The sequence below is a fragment of the Maribellus mangrovi genome (assembly GCF_037646455.1).
In the GTDB taxonomy this organism is placed as follows: Bacteria; Bacteroidota; Bacteroidia; order Bacteroidales; family Prolixibacteraceae; genus Draconibacterium; species Draconibacterium mangrovi_A.
Genome location: NZ_JBBIXN010000003.1, coordinates 143,158 through 162,301, shown reverse-complemented (window position 1 = coordinate 162,301; position 19,144 = coordinate 143,158). Strand labels below are relative to the sequence as shown.

At 41.5% G+C, this 19,144-nt stretch carries 17 protein-coding genes; 14 read left to right on the top strand and 3 right to left on the bottom strand.

Translation table 11 applies throughout. From position 1 onward, the window contains the following. Positions 1 to 72: 72 nt before the first annotated feature. From WFY05_RS13620 to WFY05_RS13595, 6 genes are all read left to right on the top strand, one after another. Complete coding sequence (locus WFY05_RS13620) at positions 73 to 966, top strand: metallophosphoesterase family protein (RefSeq protein ID WP_340113440.1); 894 nt, start codon at positions 73 to 75, stop codon at positions 964 to 966. 201 nt (positions 967 to 1,167) lie between these two features. After that, positions 1,168 to 3,276, top strand: a complete 2,109-nt coding sequence (locus WFY05_RS13615) for a glycosyltransferase family protein (RefSeq protein WP_340113439.1) — start codon at positions 1,168 to 1,170, stop codon at positions 3,274 to 3,276. 5 nt (positions 3,277 to 3,281) lie between these two features. Further along, positions 3,282 to 5,552, top strand: coding sequence for a DUF6311 domain-containing protein (locus tag WFY05_RS13610; protein WP_340113438.1), 2,271 nt, complete (start codon positions 3,282 to 3,284; stop codon positions 5,550 to 5,552). 96 nt (positions 5,553 to 5,648) lie between these two features. Then, complete coding sequence (locus tag WFY05_RS13605; RefSeq protein WP_340113437.1) at positions 5,649 to 7,865, top strand: APC family permease; 2,217 nt, start codon at positions 5,649 to 5,651, stop codon at positions 7,863 to 7,865. A 64-nt stretch (positions 7,866 to 7,929) separates the two neighbouring features. After that, positions 7,930 to 8,406 (top strand): pantetheine-phosphate adenylyltransferase, encoded by a 477-nt coding sequence (coaD, locus tag WFY05_RS13600; RefSeq protein WP_340113436.1) that lies wholly within the window; start codon positions 7,930 to 7,932, stop codon positions 8,404 to 8,406. A gap of 11 nt (positions 8,407 to 8,417) precedes the next feature. After that, on the top strand, positions 8,418 to 9,839 hold the full coding sequence (locus tag WFY05_RS13595; protein WP_340113435.1) for a TlpA family protein disulfide reductase: 1,422 nt from the start codon (positions 8,418 to 8,420) through the stop codon (positions 9,837 to 9,839). A gap of 242 nt (positions 9,840 to 10,081) precedes the next feature. Here WFY05_RS13595 and WFY05_RS13590 read toward each other — a convergent pair whose 3' ends face one another. Next, positions 10,082 to 10,705: an NUDIX hydrolase gene (locus WFY05_RS13590; protein WP_340113434.1), complete on the bottom strand. Its 624-nt coding sequence runs from the start codon at positions 10,703 to 10,705 to the stop codon at positions 10,082 to 10,084. Positions 10,706 to 10,726: 21 nt separating this feature from the next. Here WFY05_RS13590 and pyrE point away from each other — a divergent pair, with 21 nt between their 5' ends. Next, positions 10,727 to 11,359: an orotate phosphoribosyltransferase gene (gene pyrE / locus WFY05_RS13585; protein ID WP_340113433.1), complete on the top strand. Its 633-nt coding sequence runs from the start codon at positions 10,727 to 10,729 to the stop codon at positions 11,357 to 11,359. 67 nt (positions 11,360 to 11,426) lie between these two features. Next, positions 11,427 to 11,876 (top strand): hypothetical protein, encoded by a 450-nt coding sequence (locus tag WFY05_RS13580; protein ID WP_340113432.1) that lies wholly within the window; start codon positions 11,427 to 11,429, stop codon positions 11,874 to 11,876. Between the two features lie 80 nt (positions 11,877 to 11,956). Here the strand turns inward: WFY05_RS13580 and WFY05_RS13575 are convergent, their stop codons facing one another. Further along, positions 11,957 to 12,697 carry a biotin--[acetyl-CoA-carboxylase] ligase gene (locus tag WFY05_RS13575; protein WP_340113786.1) on the bottom strand — a complete coding sequence of 247 codons (741 nt, stop codon included), beginning with the start codon at positions 12,695 to 12,697 and terminating at the stop codon, positions 11,957 to 11,959. A 79-nt stretch (positions 12,698 to 12,776) separates the two neighbouring features. On the opposite strand from WFY05_RS13575, the gene rsfS reads away from it, so the two are divergent. From rsfS to WFY05_RS13545, 6 genes are read left to right on the top strand one after another with little or no spacing between them, the layout of a single operon-like run. Continuing rightward, on the top strand, positions 12,777 to 13,148 hold the full coding sequence (gene rsfS / locus WFY05_RS13570; protein ID WP_340113431.1) for a ribosome silencing factor: 372 nt from the start codon (positions 12,777 to 12,779) through the stop codon (positions 13,146 to 13,148). Positions 13,149 to 13,155: 7 nt separating this feature from the next. Next, entirely contained in the window at positions 13,156 to 15,252 is a 2,097-nt protein-coding gene (ftsH, locus tag WFY05_RS13565) for an ATP-dependent zinc metalloprotease FtsH (protein WP_340113430.1), read from the top strand. Further along, the gene (locus tag WFY05_RS13560) at positions 15,253 to 15,882 is read left to right on the top strand and encodes a LutC/YkgG family protein (protein ID WP_340113429.1); all 630 of its coding nucleotides are present in this window, start codon (positions 15,253 to 15,255) and stop codon (positions 15,880 to 15,882) included. Between the two features lie 33 nt (positions 15,883 to 15,915). Then, the gene (locus tag WFY05_RS13555; RefSeq protein WP_340113428.1) at positions 15,916 to 16,125 is read left to right on the top strand and encodes a putative signal transducing protein; all 210 of its coding nucleotides are present in this window, start codon (positions 15,916 to 15,918) and stop codon (positions 16,123 to 16,125) included. Next, positions 16,118 to 16,948: a phosphatidate cytidylyltransferase gene (locus tag WFY05_RS13550; protein WP_340113427.1), complete on the top strand. Its 831-nt coding sequence runs from the start codon at positions 16,118 to 16,120 to the stop codon at positions 16,946 to 16,948. The genes WFY05_RS13555 and WFY05_RS13550 overlap by 8 nt, the downstream gene beginning before the upstream one ends. Positions 16,949 to 16,952: 4 nt before the next feature. Then, positions 16,953 to 17,699 carry a CDP-alcohol phosphatidyltransferase family protein gene (locus tag WFY05_RS13545; protein ID WP_340113426.1) on the top strand — a complete coding sequence of 249 codons (747 nt, stop codon included), beginning with the start codon at positions 16,953 to 16,955 and terminating at the stop codon, positions 17,697 to 17,699. 214 nt (positions 17,700 to 17,913) lie between these two features. On the opposite strand, the gene WFY05_RS13540 is transcribed toward WFY05_RS13545, so the two are convergent. Beyond that, positions 17,914 to 19,077 (bottom strand): sigma-54-dependent transcriptional regulator, encoded by a 1,164-nt coding sequence (locus tag WFY05_RS13540; protein WP_340113425.1) that lies wholly within the window; start codon positions 19,075 to 19,077, stop codon positions 17,914 to 17,916. Positions 19,078 to 19,144: the final 67 nt, after the last annotated feature.

Here is a 19,144-nt window from a genome sequence, read left to right as displayed (position 1 = left end):
AACAGCGCAAAAATTATTGTAAAACATATGCTTATTTTTATTTTGCCAAATAAAACCATAAAACAACAATTAATGTGGATTAATAAAATGATCAAAAAAGCATTCATTCCTTTATTTATTATTTTACTTATTTCCTGCTCAAAAGAATCAGAGCCTGATCCAGAGCCGCAACCTGCTTCCTATTCATTCTTTGTTGCAGGACATACCTACGGAAAACCTGGAATAAACAATATCGGATTACACCCTCCTTTTAAAGAGAAATTTGGATATATAAAAAGCCGCGAAGAAATTAAACTCGGATTTCTCACCGGGGACATAGTGCCATTGCCTTCACCAGAAGATTGGGATGAAGTTGACGACGATATCACTTCGTTGGGTCTCCCGGTGTATTTTGCGGTAGGTAATCATGATATGAAAGACAGAGAATTGTACGAAAGCAGATACGGCAGTACTTATTTCTCTTTTTTTTACAACACCGATTTATTTATTGTTCTTGATCCGAACCTTGACAACTGGAATATTTCAGGAGAACAACTGGTTTTTTTAAAAGAAACTGTTCATTCAAATAGCCATTCGGTAGATAATATTTTTGTGTTTTTTCATCAACTTCTGTGGAGAGAAAATGACAATATATATAAAGAAATAAAACCCAACTCTTTTGAGGGCAGAAGTGATACAATCAATTTTTGGTCAGAAATAGAGCCTCTTTTCAACGAATTGGAGAATCAGGTATATATGTTTGCGGGAGACATTGGTGGCGCTGCATGGAGCTCGGACTTCATGTATGACAGATTTGACAATATTAGTCTGATTGCCAGTGGAATGGGGGAAGGCCCTGGCGACAATTTTGTAATTACCAATGTTCATTCAGACAAATCAGTTACATACGATTTAATTTGTTTGAGCGATAGTACGCTTAACTGCTTTGGCGATTTAACAGATTACCGTTTGACAACACATGAATAAATACCGTAATAAAAAATGTAGTCTTTCAGTTCAAGTTACTTTCAATAGCTTACTGATATTCTTCCTTCGCAGAAAATCGATAATGTCGGTCTAAGGTACCAATGTGATTATTGCTTCCATCTTTTCTTATTAATTTATCTGGTCTAAAATCTCATCTATTATTTCTATTTTTACGCCATATGCAAAGCATATCTTTTACGTATGAGTAGTCAAAATAGCTGGTTTCAAAACAAACAAATCAACATATTATCGCTTGTTATTCCGCTAATTACTATAAGCTCACTCTATTTTATCAGTGCACCGGACTTCCCGGCTTCAATTACCCGTATCGATCCGGAGTTTGTTTGCCTGTTAAATGGGCTAAATGTTTCGCTACTGAAGTTTCACAACATTGGATTTACCGATTCTCCGGGAGCTCCTTTTCTGGTGCTTTCAGGAGTTTTGCTGCGTATTGTTCATTTTCTGTTTGGCTCAGGATCAATAATCGATGATGTATTGTCGAGACCCGATTATTACATCGAGTCTGCATCGTACGTATTGCTTATATTTACTTTTTTCTTAATGGTTTGGGGAGGGAATAAAGTTTATCGTTCTACCCAAAGCATTGCAGCCATGTTATTCATTCAGAGTACACTGCTCATTTCCCCCATTTGCTTCTATTTGCAGGTTCGGTTTAACATGGACCGCATTAGTCCGCTTCTGGTTTTTGTATTTGCCGTTTACGCCATATTATACCTGTACGACTCCGTTAGCAGCAACCGTTTTGCTATTCTTTCCGGAATAATATTAGGCATTGGTTTTATCACAAAATTTAATTTTATCGTTTTGACGATAATACCGGTTTTAATGCTTCCATCCTTTAAATACTGGTTAAAATATGCCGCGGCTTTTATCGTATCGGCTTTCATCTCATTTCTTCCCATAATCGATAAGTTTCAGGATGTGAGGCGGTTTTTAAGCAGTTTGTTTTTAAATAAAGGTTCTTATGGTACGGGCGAGGAAGGGATTGCCAGTTTCGATTTGATTCTTAAATCGTTTGAATATGCGAGTCAACTCAACCTTAGTTTTGTTATTATTTCCGGTTTGGCTTCTGTTGTAATGGAAATTTATCTGATCAAAAAGAAAAAGGAAAAAAGAAAAAGAATTGGATTCATGATCGGTTATTTTATTGCCATTGTGCTGATAATTGTATTGGCTTCAAAAAATTATAAGAATTATTACCTCGCACCCGTTCTGGGCTTATCCGGGATTTCACTATTCCTGGTTTGGGAATACCTCAATCAATTCATCGAACTAAGAAAGCGATTGAAGATTGTGGTCGTATTTGTACTGATTTCATTGCTGAGTTTGCCTACTCTCATAAAAATGAACCAACAAATCGCCTTAAAGAAAAAAAACAATGCATTTCGGAATGAAACCCTAAATTACATTAAAAACCACATTACAGCTACCGATTATTTGTTTCTGGAACCTACCTGGAAAACCGGAGCAATGGTGGAAGATGCATTGCTTTATGGAGTTAGTTATGTGGCCGGACGAAATGATTTTACACCGTATTACCTCGAGCATTACCCCCGTGTTTTGTCGTTTGAAGGGACCGACAAACCCATTAAACATTTTAGAACAAAGGATGCCAAGATTGACGAGGTCTTAACAAAAAGTAACACCATTTATCTCTTCTCGGGACCGGGTAGAAATACGAAAAGGTTGATGAACGAACTCGAAAAGAATGCAAAACTGGTGGGAATGTCAACAAGTTATGATACCACTTTTGTAAATACAAACAACGATGAACGTTTAATCAAGGCCACTTTTAGCCCTGCACCTGATCAAAAGAAGCTCATAATTCAGAAGACTTATTGTAACAACATGGAAGAAACTCCTGAAGCCTGGAAACAGCAAGGTCTTACTTCTGAAAAGTCTTTCTCGGGAACCGTGTCTGATGTTATCAGAAAAGGAGATAAATACGGATCGACCTTTCATTTGAAGGACGACCCGGTGATGGAAAATCCGATCACGTCATTGGAGTTGTCCTGCAAATTCCTGCAGGAATCGGAAAAAAACGGTGCCCGACTGATCATTGAACTTACCAATAAAGATGGCAATGTGTTGCGCCAAGCAGTTTTTTGTTCCGATTATTCCTTACAATCAAACACCTGGGATGACTTTAAATATAAACTCTATCTTACACCTAAATTTCAGCAGGTGAATGAACTGAAATTATATTTTTACAACTCCAAAAAGGAGGCTGTTTATATTGATGATATTGCACTTTCATTATCGGTACAAATACCAAATTCAAGAATTTGACTTACATGAAAAAAAACGGAATAGCCATAATATTTTTAATGCTTGTCGCCACGCTGGTTTTGTTTATGCAGCTAAAACCGGTGTTTCAATACCCCAATTCAATTTTATATTCGAAAGGAGGCGACGCACAAAAAAGCTATTTTAATTTTGCCTACTATTTAAAATACGACGATGGTATTCGGCACGACGGCATCAACTATCCTTACGGCGACCATTTGCAATACATCAACTCGCACCCACTTTATGTGCAGCTTGTAAAGTTCGTCGATAAGCACATTTACTCGGTGGCCGATCATGGAGTTGCCATATTAAACCTGACGATGATGGCACTTTTTCTTTTAGCCCTTCCGTTTATCTTTCTTATCCTCCGGCATTATTCGCTACCGCGCTGGTATGCAGGAATAATATCGCTGATTTTATTATTTCTCAGTCCGCAATTCGACAGGATACATGGTCATTTCGAGATGGTTTACGCCGTGTTTCTGCCCATGTATTGGTACTTCCTGATCCGTTGGCGTCAGGGTAAAAAACGAACCTTATGGTCAGCACTCCTGATTTTAGCCGCGTTAATTGGTGGTTTTACAAGCGCTTATTTTGTAGCCTTTTTCACCATCATGATACTTGGTGTTTTGTTTGTTGAACTGTGGAACCACCGAAAAAATCTTTCGGAATACTGGAGGACCGGCCTCTTTCTATTTTTGGTTGCCGTAATACCGCTGATTGTTGTAAAAGGACTGGTTTCAGCCACCGACTGGGTTTCCGACCGACCCAATAATCCTTATGGATTTTACGTTTATCATGCCAATTTCTTAAGTATTTTCTTACCTCCCGGATCGCTTCTTAAAAATATTTTGGGCAATACCATCAACATGGATTATCAGTGGGAAGGTCGCGCTTATGTTGGGCTGCCGGCTACTATTTTGGCAGCATCGATGTTTATAACCGGATTTTATAACCTGATCAGCAAAAAGAAAAGCAACTGGAAATTTTTTAAACCAACGAAAAAGATCGAAGTATTTTTCTACGCGTCCATTCTTGTTCTTCTGTTTTCCATGTGCATTCCGTTTAAATACGGTTTCGACTGGCTCTTAGATGTGTTGCCTCCGGTAAAACAGTTTCGGGCACTGGGCCGTTTTACCTGGATCTTTTACTATGTGTTTACGGCTTATACCGCCTGGTTTATTTACCGCTTGTTCCGTTTATTAAAAATCAGGAAATTACCTGTTGTGGCAACAGTTTTACTGGTTTTCACAATCGGTTACTGGACCATTGATGCCGGGATAAATATTAAACGAAGTACGCGAGGCTTACTCAACAAAAACGACAAATTCGAAGCAGACGACAGCGAATACCTCGCACGTTTTCAGGAAGCGAAGGTCAATCCCGATGAGTTTCAGGCCATCTTCTTTTTACCATTCGCCAGCACCTGTGGCGACAAACTGTTGTTCGAGCACAGCCTTAACGGATTTTCGGATGCGATGAAATGCGCTTATCACACCGGATTACCGCTGGTTCAAAGCTTTTCGCCACGCCTTTCATATTCGCAGGCACTTAGCAGCATACAAATGCTTGCCAGCCCGGCCATCGAAAAAACACGCCTAAACGATATGAATCAGAAGCCACTTCTCCTGGTTTGTTCAAAAGAAAAGCTGAACGAAAGGGAACAGTGGCTGCAAAATCAGGCCGAAGTTTTTTGGGAAGATCAATACATTACACTCTCCCGGCTTCCACTTTCGGTATTTCGAAATGCCCATAAACAGTGGAAAGAAAGTGCCTCAGAGATAATTTCGACCTTAACGAATCACGGAGCCTTCTCTTCGGATACAAACTCGAACTCTATCATTTTTGAGGGATTCGAATCAAACGAAAACGCGCCAAACATATTTAGCGGAGAAAGCTCGTTTTACAGCCGCAAGGGGCAAAAGGTACTACTGGACCAGAAACTTGACTCTACTTTTCCGGAAGGTGATTATGAGTTGTCGTTCTGGCTTTATGTTGATAGCCGAAAATATGATATGCCCCGGGCAGAGATCAAGGTTTTCGATTCATCCGGCAAACAATTATCGCTCACAAAAATGAACTCGCGGCAGGTTTACGACGTTTACAATGGCTGGATAAGAGTTGCTGACAAGGTGCATTTAAAAGCCGGAGACACGCTTCAATTGCTAATTAAAGATGAATATGTTTCGGTGGACGACTTGCTTGTAAAGCCAGTTGATTCTCATGTTTTTGTGGAAACTTCAAACATGAAACTATTCAATAATTATCCGCTTTAAATTAGGATTGACAAGTGTCCAATCCCGGAATTCAGGCTTAAATGATTTGAAAATTCAGATTAATATTTCAACTTTAGAACTGCAAACACTATACTTATGGCAAAGTCGCTGGTAAACACAAATGCAAAATTTGGAACCCTTCCGGTATTTCTCACGGCTCTTTCCACTATTCTCGGCGCCATACTTTTTCTCCGTTTTGGATGGGCTGTCGGGCAGGTTGGCTTCATGGGTGTCATCGGGATTATCGTACTTGGACACGTGGTTACCATACCCACCGCATTTGCGGTAGCCGAAATTGCAACAAACCAGCGCGTTCAGGGAGGTGGGGCTTATTTTATTATCAGCCGCTCGTTTGGATTGAATATAGGCGGAGCCATAGGAATTGCGCTCTATCTTTCGCAGGCCATAAGCGTGGCTTTTTATGTCATTGCTTTTGGCGAAGCATTTGAGCCCGTAATTAATTGGATTTACCAAAATTACGACTTTTATATTCCCGACCGCCGCTGGATTTCAATCCCTACCATGTGTTTACTTTCCCTGCTAATTCTTACCAAAGGTGCCAATGTTGGTATGAAGGCTTTGTATGTGGTGGTTGCCATTTTGATCACTTCTATCGTTTTGTTTTTCATGGGCGATTCACCTATAAGACCAGACGAAGTGAATTTTCATAAAACCGTGATGGATAACATGAACTTCTTTTTTGTTTTCACGATTATCTTTCCGGCTTTTACAGGGCTTGCCGCCGGACTGGGCTTGTCGGGCGATTTAAAAGACCCCAAGAAATCAATTCCACGAGGTACGATCTGGGCCACAATTGTTGGGATGTTTGTTTACGTAGCCATCGCTTATAAATTTACGGTTTCAGCATCGCCCGAAGATCTTGTGAGCGACCAGCTCATTATGAGCAAAATAGCCATTTGGGGCCCCATTATTCCTATTGGCCTGGCTGCTGCTTCTTTAAGCTCAGCACTGGGTTCCATTATGGTTGCCCCACGAACCTTACAGGCCATTGGCTACGACGATATTTTTCCGCAGGGCCACATAAACCGCTGGTTTGCCAAAGGGAGAAAAACCGATAACGAACCCATTAACGGATCCTTGATTACCATCGCTATTGCGTTTGTTTTTGTTGTTGTTGGCGATGTGGATTTTGTTGCCCAGATCATCTCGATGTTCTTTATGGTAACATACGGCGCCATCTGCCTGATTTCGCTGCTTGAGCACTTTGCCGCCGATCCGGCATACCGCCCGACTTTTAGGTCGAACTGGTACATTTCTTTGGTTGGCGCACTCGCTTCGTTCTGGCTGATGTTTCAAATGAATGCCACTTATGCGGCTATTTCGGTTATAATCATGGCCATGATTTATTACATCGTAATGCTTAACAACGAGGAGAACCAGGGACTGAACAAACTTTTCAGGGGGGTGATTTTCCAGTTAAGCCGGCAGTTGCAAATTTTGCTTCAACGTGCCGACAGCGAGAAAGATAAGAGCTGGCGTCCATTTGGTGTCTGTATTTCACACGACACTTTTAAACGACGTTCGGCCTTCGATATCATGCGCTGGATATCTTACAAATACGGATTTGGCACCTATATTCATTTTATAAAAGGGTTGCTGAACGAGAAAACCACCGAAGAATCAAAGAAAGTACTCGATCGGCTTATTCAACTTTCGGCAGGCAGTAAAAACCGGGTTTACCTCGATACTATTATTTCGCCGTCGTACACTTCAGCTATTGCACAGGTCGTGCAGCTCTCGGGCATCTCCGGGAAGGGGAACAACCTCATTTTGTTCGAATTCTCCAGAACCGATCCGGGCAACCTCAAAGAAATTACGGGAAATTACCAGATTGTGGAATCCGCCGGTTTCGACATTTGTATCCTGAATACTTCCTATAAAAGTTTTGGATATAAGAATGAGATTCACATTTGGATCAGCCCCGAAGACTACACCAATGCCAACCTGATGATTTTGCTGGGCTACATCATTCTTGGCCATCCCGACTGGAAAAAGGGGAAAATAAAGATTTTTGCCCTTTATCCGGAAGAAGATATTGAAGACAAACGCAAACAACTGATGGACCTCATAAAAACAGGACGTCTGCCCATAAGCCCATCAAACATTTCGATGGTTCCGTTTGAGTCGGGCAACCGAAAAAATGTGATCATGAAATATTCGGCTGATGCCGACCTGACCATCATTGGATTTACTACCGATGCCTTAAGAAATATCGAGGAATTCAGTCAGGGATATCACGATTTGGGGAATATCCTGTTTGTGAGTTCCAACCGGGCCAAAGCAATAAACTAATCGACGGTTTCGTTTTTGAGTTGGCTTTTTTCGTTACTTTTGAACGACTGATAACTAAAAAAAGATGGATAAAATAGCCATATTTCCCGGATCATTCGATCCTTTTACTATCGGCCACGAATCGATTGTAAGGCGTGCCGTTCCCATGTTTGATAAAATTTATATCATGATCGGGAACAATGCCAATAAGCAATCTTTCTTCACGGTAGAAAAGCGAATGAAGTGGATCAATCAGGTGTTTAAAAACGAAGATAAAGTCGAGGTAAGAGTTCATGAAGGATTGACGGTTGACTTTTGCAAAGAGGTGAAAGCCCGATATATTCTGCGAGGTATCCGAACATCATCCGACTTTGAGTACGAACGTGCTATTGCCCAGGTTAACAAGAAAATGCATCCCGAAATTGAATCGGTGTTCCTGTTAACCTTACCGGAGCATACACCAATAAATGCCAGCATCATCCGCGACATTGTATCGCACGGTGGAGACGCCAGCATGTTTTTGCCCAAAGGACTTGACATGAACGAGTTTAAAATAAAATAAACAGTTCACTTGTGGTTCAGCGATTAACAGTTTTCTTCTTTTTCATCCTATTTTTTTCGAACGCTATCCAGGCAGCAACAACGAAAATTAGTTGCGTAAATACGGATTATGCGGGAAAAACATTAGTATTTTATCAGCCCGAAGATCCGGTAACCAACTACAAAATAGAAGCTTTTTCACTTAAGTTCGACAGCGACGGGAAGTGCAACACTGATATCGATATTTCAAAAAGCAGCTACTTCTACACGGAGTTTGGCATTTATCGGGGGATGTTGCTGGCTAAGCCCGGTGAAATCATGACTTTAAAACTTCCGCCGCTAAGAGAAAAATCATTTGCCGAAGAAAAGAATCCTTATTTCCAGCCGGTATCTTTCTGGTTCATTACAGAAAACGGAAACCAACTCACCGATAAAATCTCAGAATTCGATCAGCAGTTGAATGCCCTCATTGATACGAATTTTAAAAAGCTCTATCTTCAGCAATCACAGGCTGTTTTTGATTCTGTGCAGACACAGATCAATAACCTGGTTCCTGCTTCAGCACCCTTAACGTTGATATACCATAAACAACTCAAACTAAAATTAGCTGAGGCTGATATTTTTCAGTTACGCCCCGAGGCCTACTCCTCTGTATTCAACAACATAGGACCGGATTACTGGCTGCAACCCGCTTTTATGGAGGCACTCAATAAAACCTTCGACCAGCAGTTGAGTTTCTCGGCACAGGCCATTGGTGGTAATAAGATACGGGAGGCAGTGGCTTCAAAAAACCTGCAGGCATTAACTGATTTTGTGGAAAACAAATATCACACGACGGGTCAAACAAGCGAGATCGTTCTGTTGAAACTGCTGCACGATGGCTACTATTCAAAAGAATTTTCGCAGGCGGCCATTATGGAACTGATCGAGAATCAGCGTTTCACAAAAAACCAGAACACGCTGATAAAAACTACCGCAAAGAATATCCTGGATAAGTTGTCATTTCTGGCTACAGGAAGTACCGCACCTGCTATTTGCCTGGATGACCTTGATGGAACAAAAATTTGTACCAACGACAAAAAAGACAAATTTAAATACCTAATATTCGCCGATGTTGAAACCATGGTGAGCAAGGAACACCTGAAATACCTGAGCCGCCTCGATGAACTTTTTAGTAAACATCTCGAGATATTTGTGATACTGCGAAACACTGAAACTGAAACGGCACAAAAATTCTTCGGTGAAAACGATGTCCCAGCACAGGTTTTATTGGATAAAGACAGAACCTACATTGAACAATACCGGATCCGCTCGTTCCCGCAGTGTGTGCTGCTGGATGAACAGCACCGGGTAGTTTTCGATTTTGCAAAAGCACCGCTCGATGGATTTGAGCAGCAGTTTGGGGCCTACCTGCAAAAGGAACTTTTTATGCGTCAGCGTAATCCGAAAAAATAACAGTTAGCCGCGAACTGCGAGATAAAAGTATACAGTCGCAGTTCTCAGTCCCAATTTTAGGATTTGCATTCAGATCAGGAAATATTATTAAGAATATAATATCCAATGCAGAATGACCAATAAACAATTTCCAACATCTTTTCATTGAAAATTCTTTATTCATTATTGGATATTCTACGTTAAAAACGATCTGCTCAAACTAGCTCATCATCAAGTATCTTCGATCTGGTATCAGGCATCCTTCATTGATAACTTTCGATCAACTCTTTCAGGTTCCCATAAGTATTTGCGAGAACCTCATCCAGTTCCGAAGGCTTAAACCAGCGAATTTCAGTAATTCCTTCATCTGTTTCCGGAACTCCGTTTTTGCTTCCTGTATATTCCATCTCGAACCAAAAAGTTGGCTTAACGATCCATTCGCCTTTGTTTTTTTTATAGGGCGACTGGTAAATATGATAGCTCGTAGGCAACTCCTTTACAATCCGGTGTCCCCGTATTCCGCATTCTTCCTCAACTTCGCGAAGAGCTGCTTTTTCGCGTGTTTCTCCCTTATCAATTTTTCCCTTTGGCAGGTCCCACTTTCCGTTCCTGAAAATAAAAAGCAGCTTTCCGTCTCGCTTTACCACGCCGCCTGCAGCTTCCAGTTTTATAAGTTGTCCGCAAAAGTCGTCAAATGTTTTACGTGGATTCTCGCTTTCAAATACAGCTTCCTGTTCACTGCTCTTTAAAAAGTCTTCGAGCCAATTTTTAACATTCAATCGGGATGAAAAATCGGTAATGTTCTTCTTTGATGTACTAAATGTTATCTCTCCAAAAGAGGTAAAAAGAATCCTCTTTTCATTCAAAAAAACTTTATACTTTTGCATCAACAAAAAATTGCACTATTTATGAATTCGTTTCAAATCGAAGTAACTAAGAAATTACTTGAAATCAACACTATAAAGATACAACCAAACAATCCATTTACATGGGCTTCGGGTTGGAAATCGCCGATTTATTGCGACAACCGCAAAATCTTATCATATCCTGAAACGCGTACCTACATTCGCGACCAGTTTGTAAACGTGATCAAGGAAAAATATCCGGAAGCAGAGGTTATAGCGGGGGTTGCCACAGGAGCCATCGCCATGGGAGTTTTAGTTGCCGAGCAACTTGGATTACCCTTTATTTATGTGCGCTCGAAACCAAAAGGTCACGGCTTGGAGAACCTGATTGAAGGCGACCTGAAACCTTTCCAGAAAGTGGTAGTAATTGAAGACCTTGTTTCAACCGGAGTCAGCAGTTTGAAAGCTGCCGAGGCCGTTAATAATTTTGGCGGCGATGTAATTGGAATGGTTTCAATTTTTACCTACAATTTCCCGCTGGCCAAGGAAAACTTCAAAAAAGCAAACATTGCGCTTACTTCATTGAGTCGCTACCAAATTCTGATCGATCTTTCGCTTGAGAAAGGAGAAATCACAAGAGACCAGATCGACTCATTGATGGAGTGGAGAGAAGATCCCGCAAACTGGGGAAAATAATTTCGAATAAAGACACTTAATATATCCCGATCCCGATGTTATTGGGACGGGATTTTTTTATTGAATTATGGGAGTAAATAAATACGTTAGCGAGGTAAAAACCATCGATCACAATGAGCAGGTGGTATTTAATTACTTGTCAAATTTCGAGAACCTTTCTACTTATCTGAATTCAGGCTTGATTGAAAAAATAACCGAGAAAGTTCCACAGATAAAGATCACTGATTTCGAGTCTGATCAAGATTCCTGCAAATTCAACATTACCGGAATCGGGTTAGCCGAAATCAAGATCGTAAATCGTGAACCGTTTAAAACCATAAAAGTGGAAAGTTCGGGCGGTTTGCCGCTTAGTTTTACCTTTTGGATTCAGCTGGTTCGCATTGATGAATACAAAACAAAAATGCGACTGACCCTGCATGCCGAAATGAGCATGATGATTAAAATGATGGCCGGCAACAAGCTGGAAGAGGGAATCAACCAACTGGCCGACACTTTATCAAAACTACCTTACCAGTAAGGATTGAGGGACTGAAGGATTGAAAAAAATGCGTGAATGCATGAATGCTTTAATCTTTAAAGAACTCAAAGCCCGTGGCTTTATAAAACAAACTCTACTTCCTTAAACATAAATTCCCGGATGTTCCCCGAACGTTCTTGAAGTTGTAGCTTTCCGTAATCACCAATTCCAGCGATGCGTGCTTCAAATTCAGTGTTTTCAGAACGAAAGGTCCGCCATTCGTTGCGACCAAACAATCTGTCGAGATATGCAGCATCAATTTTACTCAACTTGCCCTTTTGCAGGGATTTATACCAATCCTTAAATACGCTTAAGAACTCATCTACTACTTCGTTGATGTTGTAATTTTGCCCGGTCAGCATTTTTAGCGAAACAGGATTTGGAGCATCGGACACAAACTCTTCCTGGTTCAGGTTTAATCCAATACCAACAATCGAATAATCGAGGTGTACCGCCTTAATGGCATTTTCTATGAGTATTCCGGCTACCTTTCTATTGCTGATGTAAATATCGTTCGGCCACTTTATACTGAGATCTTTGACCTTGCTATCCAAAGTGTGCACAAGAGCGAGGCTTACAATCTTGGAAATATAAAATTGCTTGTCAGTAGGCAAAAATCCCGGGTAAAGAATAACACTCATCAGTAAATTCTTTCCGGGCTCGCTTTCCCAGTAATTTCCCTGCTGTCCGCGTCCTTTTTCCTGAAACTGTGCCAAAACGACAGTACATTCTTCCGGCTTGTCGGAAACCAATTGACTGGCATAATTGTTGGTACTTCCAACATCGGTCAGTACAACGATTTTGTTCTCCCCTGAATACATGAGAGCCAAAAGTAATCCAATCTTTTAAAAAATGCTTAATGCACAAAAAGATTATCTTTGTACTGAACAATTAAAATATATGAAGAAAGTTAAGGAAGAAACAGAAATATTGTTGGAAACCATCCTTGAAGGGATAGATAATTTAAAAGGAAAAAATATAAAGCTCATTGACTTAGAAAGCATAAAACATACCGAGTGCAGTTATTTTATCATTTGCCACGGAACATCATCTACCCATGTTGATTCCATTGCCCGATCGGTTGAAAGTACCGTAAAAGAAAAACTAAAAACCGATGTCTGGCACCGCGACGGCTACAGAAATGCATACTGGATTTTACTGGATTACGGAGATATTATGGTACATGTGTTTCAGAAAGACGCACGGGATTTTTACAATCTTGAGGATCTTTGGGCAGATGCAAAAATTAAAACAATAGCAGAGACAGAATAAGCAGATCATGACAGAAGAAAAACAAAATAAAAAACAAAACAACAACAATCCGAACAACCCGTTTGGAAAGTTTTCTCCAAATAAAGGTGGGGACGGAAAGCCGCCAAAATTTAATTCGTACTGGATTTACGGAATTATTGCCGTAGTTTTCCTGATCGTTCAATTTTACATCAGCAACAGCCGCGGACCGGTTGAAACAACCTGGAGCGAAGTTAAATCGACCATGCTGGCCAATAACGATGTTGCCAGAATTGTAGTAGTAAATGACGAGGTTGCCAATATTTACATTAAAAAAGACAGGCTGGAAAATTACAGCAGCGAATTTGATAATAGCTTTACGAAACCTTCGGATGCAGGACCTCACTTCAGTTTTAACATTGGTTCGGTAGAAACATTTGAGAATAACCTGAAGGAAGCACAGGAAGGTTCGGCTGACGAAATTTTACCCGAATATAAAAACGAAACCAATTGGGTGCGCGATGTATTGATCTCCATCGGGCCATTCATCATCATCATTTTGATCTGGTGGTGGATCTTCCGCCGCATGAGCCGTGGTGGCGCAGGTGGTGGCGCAGGTGGTATTTTCAATGTGGGGAAATCGCAGGCAAAAGTATTCGATAAAGATCAAAAAGTTTCGACCAATTTTAAAGATGTTGCCGGACTGGCAGAAGCAAAACAGGAAGTCGAAGAGATTGTTGAGTTCCTGAAAAGCCCGGCGAAGTATACCAAACTCGGTGGTAAAATTCCGAAAGGCGCTCTCCTTGTGGGACCTCCGGGAACCGGAAAAACTTTGCTTGCCAAAGCCGTTGCGGGCGAGGCGAATGTTCCTTTTTTCTCCATGTCGGGTTCCGATTTTGTGGAAATGTTTGTAGGTGTTGGTGCGTCACGTGTACGCGACCTCTTTAAACAGGCCAAGGAAAAAGCACCGTGTATTGTTTTTATCGATGAGATTGATGCCATTGGACGTGCACGAGGGAAGAATCCGAATATGGGATCGAATGACGAGCGCGAAAACACCCTGAACCAGTTACTCACCGAAATGGACGGTTTTGATACCAACAGCGGAGTGATCATACTGGCAGCAACCAACCGCGCCGACATTCTTGACCGCGCCCTGATGCGTGCCGGACGATTCGATCGTCAGATTCATGTGGAACTGCCCGACCTGAACGAGCGTGGAGAGATTTTCAAAGTACACCTTCGTCCGCTAAAACTGGGTGAAGATGTGAAAGTTGAATTTCTGGCCAAACAAACACCGGGATTTTCGGGTGCCGATATCGCTAACGTATGTAACGAGGCTGCATTGATCGCTGCCCGAAAGAACCGCGATTCGGTAACCAAACAGGATTTCCTTGATGCGGTAGACCGTATTATCGGCGGGCTTGAAAAGAAAAATAAGATCATTTCGCAGGAAGAGAAAAAGACCATTGCTTTCCACGAAGCCGGTCATGCTACCATTAGCTGGTTGCTCGAACATGCACACCCGCTGGTAAAAGTTACCATTGTTCCGCGCGGAAAAGCGCTGGGTGCTGCCTGGTACCTGCCTGAAGAACGTTCGATCACCACAAAAGACCAGTTACTCGATGAAATGTCGTCGGCGTTGGGTGGCCGTGCTGCCGAAGAACTCATTTTTGGAAAAATCTCTTCAGGGGCACAAAACGACCTTGAAAAAGTAACCAAGCAGGCGTATGCTATGGTAAGTATTTTTGGGATGAGTGAAAAAGTGGGGAATGTAAGTTATTACGATTCGACCGGTCAGTCGGATTATTCATTCACAAAACCTTATAGCGAGAAAACGGCTGAACTGATCGACGAAGAAGTAAAAATTCTGATCGACAGCCAGTACGAACGTGCCAAACAGGTACTTCGCGATCATGCTGAAGGCCATGCAAAACTGGCGAATCTGCTGCTCGAACGCGAGGTAATCTTTAGTGAAGATCTGGAAGAAATTTTTGGCAAACGCCCCTGGGAGAAAAAGCACATTATCTCTGAAAATGGCAACAAAAAAGAAGAGAAGGTGCTGAAAGAGGCTAAAGAAAAACTGGAAGAAGCCAAAAAGAAAAACGAAGACAAGAACACCGAAGAAGGTGTAACCAAAGAATAGATGGCAAGTGCCCGGCAGGAAATATTGAATAAGCTGAAAAAAGCCGTTCATAATGAGCCGGAAAAGCCTGATTTTGATGCTCCCGTTTATTTTCCCTTAGAAGAACCTTTGGAGGAAAGCTTCAAAGCCAACCTGGCGAAAGTGAACGGGAGCGTTCATTTGTGCCACTCCAAAGCGGAACTGTACTCCGAATTAAAAACCTTTCTCGACAGGTTTGTCAAAGAATTGATCGTTTGTAACGAAAGTAACTTAAAGTCAAACCTGCAAAAGCATCTGGTTCCATTTACTTCCACTTCACAGTTGCCAAACGATCTTCAGGTGGGGATCACTTCTTGTGAATACCTGATTGCACACACCGGCTCGGTTATGATAAGTTCTGCCCAGGGAAGCGAACGCCGTTTGTTTGTTTTTCCTGAAATTCATGTTGTGATTGCCGATTCGGAACAGGTAGTAGCTTACCTTGAAGAAGCCTATTCATCCATAAAAAAGAAATATCCGGATCAACTGCCTTCGCATATTTCCTTATTAACCGGCCCCAGCAGAACTGCCGACATTGAAAAAACATTGGTTCTGGGAGCCCACGGTCCACGCCAGTTTCACGTGTTTATTAACCAGAATTTCAATAAATAATACTGACTATGCAGATTTTACTAAATTTGCATTATGGAGAAAGGATGGCAGGAAGTATACATGACTGCTTCGGAATACAAGGCCGAAATGGCGAAAGACATTCTGGAGAATGCCGGAATTAAATGCGTTCTTATGAATCAACACGACTCAGCTTATCAAAGTTTTGGAGACTTTTTGATTTATACGGCCGAAAAAGACAAGGCCCGATCAGTTGAGTTACTCAAAAATTTAAAAGGTGAGTAATCTGCTAAAACGTTCAATCTGGGGAGTTCTTTATGTGGTCATTATGATGGCGGGAATACTGCTTCATCCCATTGCTTTTGCTGTCGTGTTCGGCACTTTGCTCTTTTTTACACAATATGAGTTTTATGCCATGGTTGAGGAGGCCGGCCACAAAATTTACCGACTTCCGGGAACACTTCTGGGACTCCTGTTTTTTCTTGTTTGCTTCGGACTTTCGATCGGTTTTTTACCCCGCCCGTTTGAATTTATTTTCATCCCAATTTTGCTGACACTATTCATCATCGAATTATTCCGATCGAATAAACTTACGCTACAAAACAGTGGAATTACTGTTTTGGGTTTTGTCTACATTACCACGCCTTTTGGTCTGATGAATTTTGTGGTTCACACTTCAACAGCAGGCCACAGCACAGTTTATTATCCCTGGATTTTGGCCGGTATATTTTTTATTCTTTGGGTAAACGATTCATTTGCATACATGATTGGAACTGCACTGGGAAAACACAAGTTATGTCCCAAAATTTCTCCAGCAAAGTCGTGGGAAGGATTGATCGGCGGTGGCGTATTTGCAGTAATCATGGGTATTGTAAATGCGGTTCTTTTCCAGCAAATAAGCATGCTTAGCTGGATTGTTATTGCAATAATTACCGTTTGCTTTGGTACGCTGGGCGATTTGTTCGAGTCGAAAATAAAACGAGAGATCGGGGCAAAAGACTCTGGGAATATCCTGCCCGGACACGGGGGATTTCTCGACCGGCTGGACAGTTTACTGTTTGTTATTCCCGCCGTATTTTTATGGCTAATCTTCTCCGGAAACCTGTAACATTATGAGAGCAATTCTAAAACAAATACCTAATTTCATTACCACATTAAACTTGTTATCCGGACTGTTGGCTACCTTTTTTGCCATTGACGGTCATTTAATATGGGCAGGGATTTTTATCTGTGGGGCTTCGGTTTTTGATTTTCTCGACGGGATGGCAGCGCGTGCCTTAAACGCCTATTCTGAAACGGGTAAAGAGCTGGATTCGCTTTCCGACCTGGTTTCGTTTGGTGTTGCTCCGGGTGCCATACTTTTCACACTTCTTGAATTTTCGCTTTTCGATTATAACCAACGCATTTACGAAATTAATGCCAACTGGTACGAATGGCTGATTCTGTTTTCAGCCTTCCTCGTCCCGGTTTTTGGAGCCATCAGGCTTGCACGATTTAATGTGGATACCAAACACGAACCTTTTTTTCGTGGTCTCCCCATTCCTTCAAATGGCATATTCTGGGCATCGATGGGATTGATGCTCGAGTTCCCGAAATACTACCAGTACTTCGAGGTAATTTATTCCACAAAAAACCTAGTGATACTTGGTGTTTTCATGTCGGGGATGATGGTGATCAACATGCCCATGTTTTCCTTAAAAGTGCAAAATCTGAAATTTGGCGAAAACTGGTACCGCTACCTGTTTTTAGCACTGGCATTGGTATTGCTGATCACTTTAAATGTATACGGGCTGGCACTTACCATACTTCTCTACATTATTATGAATGTAGTATTCTACCTTTTCAAAGTAAGATTCTAGTTCTATTTCAGAGCATAAAAAAAGCCTCTGAAAACGGAAGAAAGTATTTTTCCCGAGGGAAAGATTAATAATACGCCATGACAAATTGACTTCCGAAACCAGAGGCTAATATTTTATTATCGAGTTTAATCAAACGCTACGTTTAGCGCTCGTTTATTAGTTAACAACAAAGGGGCAAAGTTGTTTTTAAATCAGAAGATAAAATGAATTTTTATTAATTGAGTGGCGCTGCAAACTTAAGCACATCTGCCTCCTTGATCTCACTGTCGCAGAGAATAATTAGCCGTTCGATCACATTTCTGAATTCCCTGATGTTCCCGGTCCAGCTTAATTTTTGAAGTTCGGCAATGGCCTGATTAGTAATGGTTTTCGGCGACATACCATATTCGTTGCAAATTTGAGCAATAAAATGATTGGCCAGTAAAGGAATATCTTCTAAACGGTCGTTTAGGGTAGGAACTTTAATCAGGATCACACTGAGACGATGATATAAATCTTCCCTAAATTTATTTTCAGCAATTTCTTCCGAGAGGTTTTTATTGGTGGCAGCTACTACTCGCACATCAACCTTAATGTGCTTATCGCCACCTACGCGACTGATCACATTTTCCTGCAAGGCACGCAAAACTTTCGCCTGTGCCGAGAGACTCATATCCCCGATCTCGTCGAGGAATAAAGTACCACCATTCGCTTGCTCAAACTTACCTTTTCGCTGTTTCACTGCCGAAGTAAAAGCTCCTTTTTCGTGACCAAACAGTTCACTTTCGATCAATTCGGATGGAATTGCGGCGCAATTTACCTCAATAAACGGGCCTGAAGCACGTCCGCTTTGATCGTGAATTCGACGGGCCACCAGTTCTTTTCCCGTTCCGTTTGATCCGGTGATCAGCACACGAGCATCGGTTGGAGCCACGCGGTCGGCCATTTGTATCACTTCAAGTATGGCAGCTGACTCTCCTACAATTTCATATTTCTGGTTGACTTTCTTTTTTAGGATCTTGGTTTCGGTTACCAGGCTCGATTTATCCATGGCATTCCGGATCGTGATCAGTAATCGGTTCAAATCGAGTGGTTTTTCAATGTAATCGAAAGCGCCTTTTTTTATCGAATCAACTGCAGTATCGATATTTCCGTGCCCTGAGATCATTACAATCGGTGTATCGGGTGCCAGAACAACAGCACGCTCCAAAACCTCGATGCCATCAAGTCCGGGCATTTTTATATCGCACAACACTACATCGTATTCAGCCGATTGGATCATCTCAACTCCTTTATTACCGTCTTCCGCCAGATCAACCTCATATTTCTCATATTCCAGGATGTCCTTCAGCGTATTCCGAATACTTCTCTCGTCGTCTATAACCAGGATCTTTGACATGTAATTTGTTTTTTATTGCAAGATATAAATAACTATTCGCTGAACCCAAGCAAAAATGATTCCAAAG

Bases quoted from the DNA above. Each gene is read 5' to 3' on its own strand.
- WFY05_RS13620 (WP_340113440.1), top strand. From the start codon at position 73: ATGTGGATTAATAAAATGATCAAAAAAGCATTCATTCCTTTATTTATT.
- WFY05_RS13615 (WP_340113439.1), top strand. From the start codon at position 1,168: ATGAGTAGTCAAAATAGCTGGTTTCAAAACAAACAAATCAACATATTA.
- WFY05_RS13610 (WP_340113438.1), top strand. From the start codon at position 3,282: ATGAAAAAAAACGGAATAGCCATAATATTTTTAATGCTTGTCGCCACG.
- WFY05_RS13605 (WP_340113437.1), top strand. From the start codon at position 5,649: ATGGCAAAGTCGCTGGTAAACACAAATGCAAAATTTGGAACCCTTCCG.
- coaD (WP_340113436.1), top strand. From the start codon at position 7,930: ATGGATAAAATAGCCATATTTCCCGGATCATTCGATCCTTTTACTATC.
- WFY05_RS13590 (WP_340113434.1), bottom strand. From the start codon at position 10,705: ATGCAAAAGTATAAAGTTTTTTTGAATGAAAAGAGGATTCTTTTTACC.
- pyrE (WP_340113433.1), top strand. From the start codon at position 10,727: ATGAATTCGTTTCAAATCGAAGTAACTAAGAAATTACTTGAAATCAAC.
- WFY05_RS13580 (WP_340113432.1), top strand. From the start codon at position 11,427: ATGGGAGTAAATAAATACGTTAGCGAGGTAAAAACCATCGATCACAAT.
- WFY05_RS13575 (WP_340113786.1), bottom strand. From the start codon at position 12,697: ATGTATTCAGGGGAGAACAAAATCGTTGTACTGACCGATGTTGGAAGT.
- rsfS (WP_340113431.1), top strand. From the start codon at position 12,777: ATGAAGAAAGTTAAGGAAGAAACAGAAATATTGTTGGAAACCATCCTT.
- ftsH (WP_340113430.1), top strand. From the start codon at position 13,156: ATGACAGAAGAAAAACAAAATAAAAAACAAAACAACAACAATCCGAAC.
- WFY05_RS13560 (WP_340113429.1), top strand. From the start codon at position 15,253: ATGGCAAGTGCCCGGCAGGAAATATTGAATAAGCTGAAAAAAGCCGTT.
- WFY05_RS13555 (WP_340113428.1), top strand. From the start codon at position 15,916: ATGGAGAAAGGATGGCAGGAAGTATACATGACTGCTTCGGAATACAAG.
- WFY05_RS13545 (WP_340113426.1), top strand. From the start codon at position 16,953: ATGAGAGCAATTCTAAAACAAATACCTAATTTCATTACCACATTAAAC.
- WFY05_RS13540 (WP_340113425.1), bottom strand. From the start codon at position 19,077: ATGTCAAAGATCCTGGTTATAGACGACGAGAGAAGTATTCGGAATACG.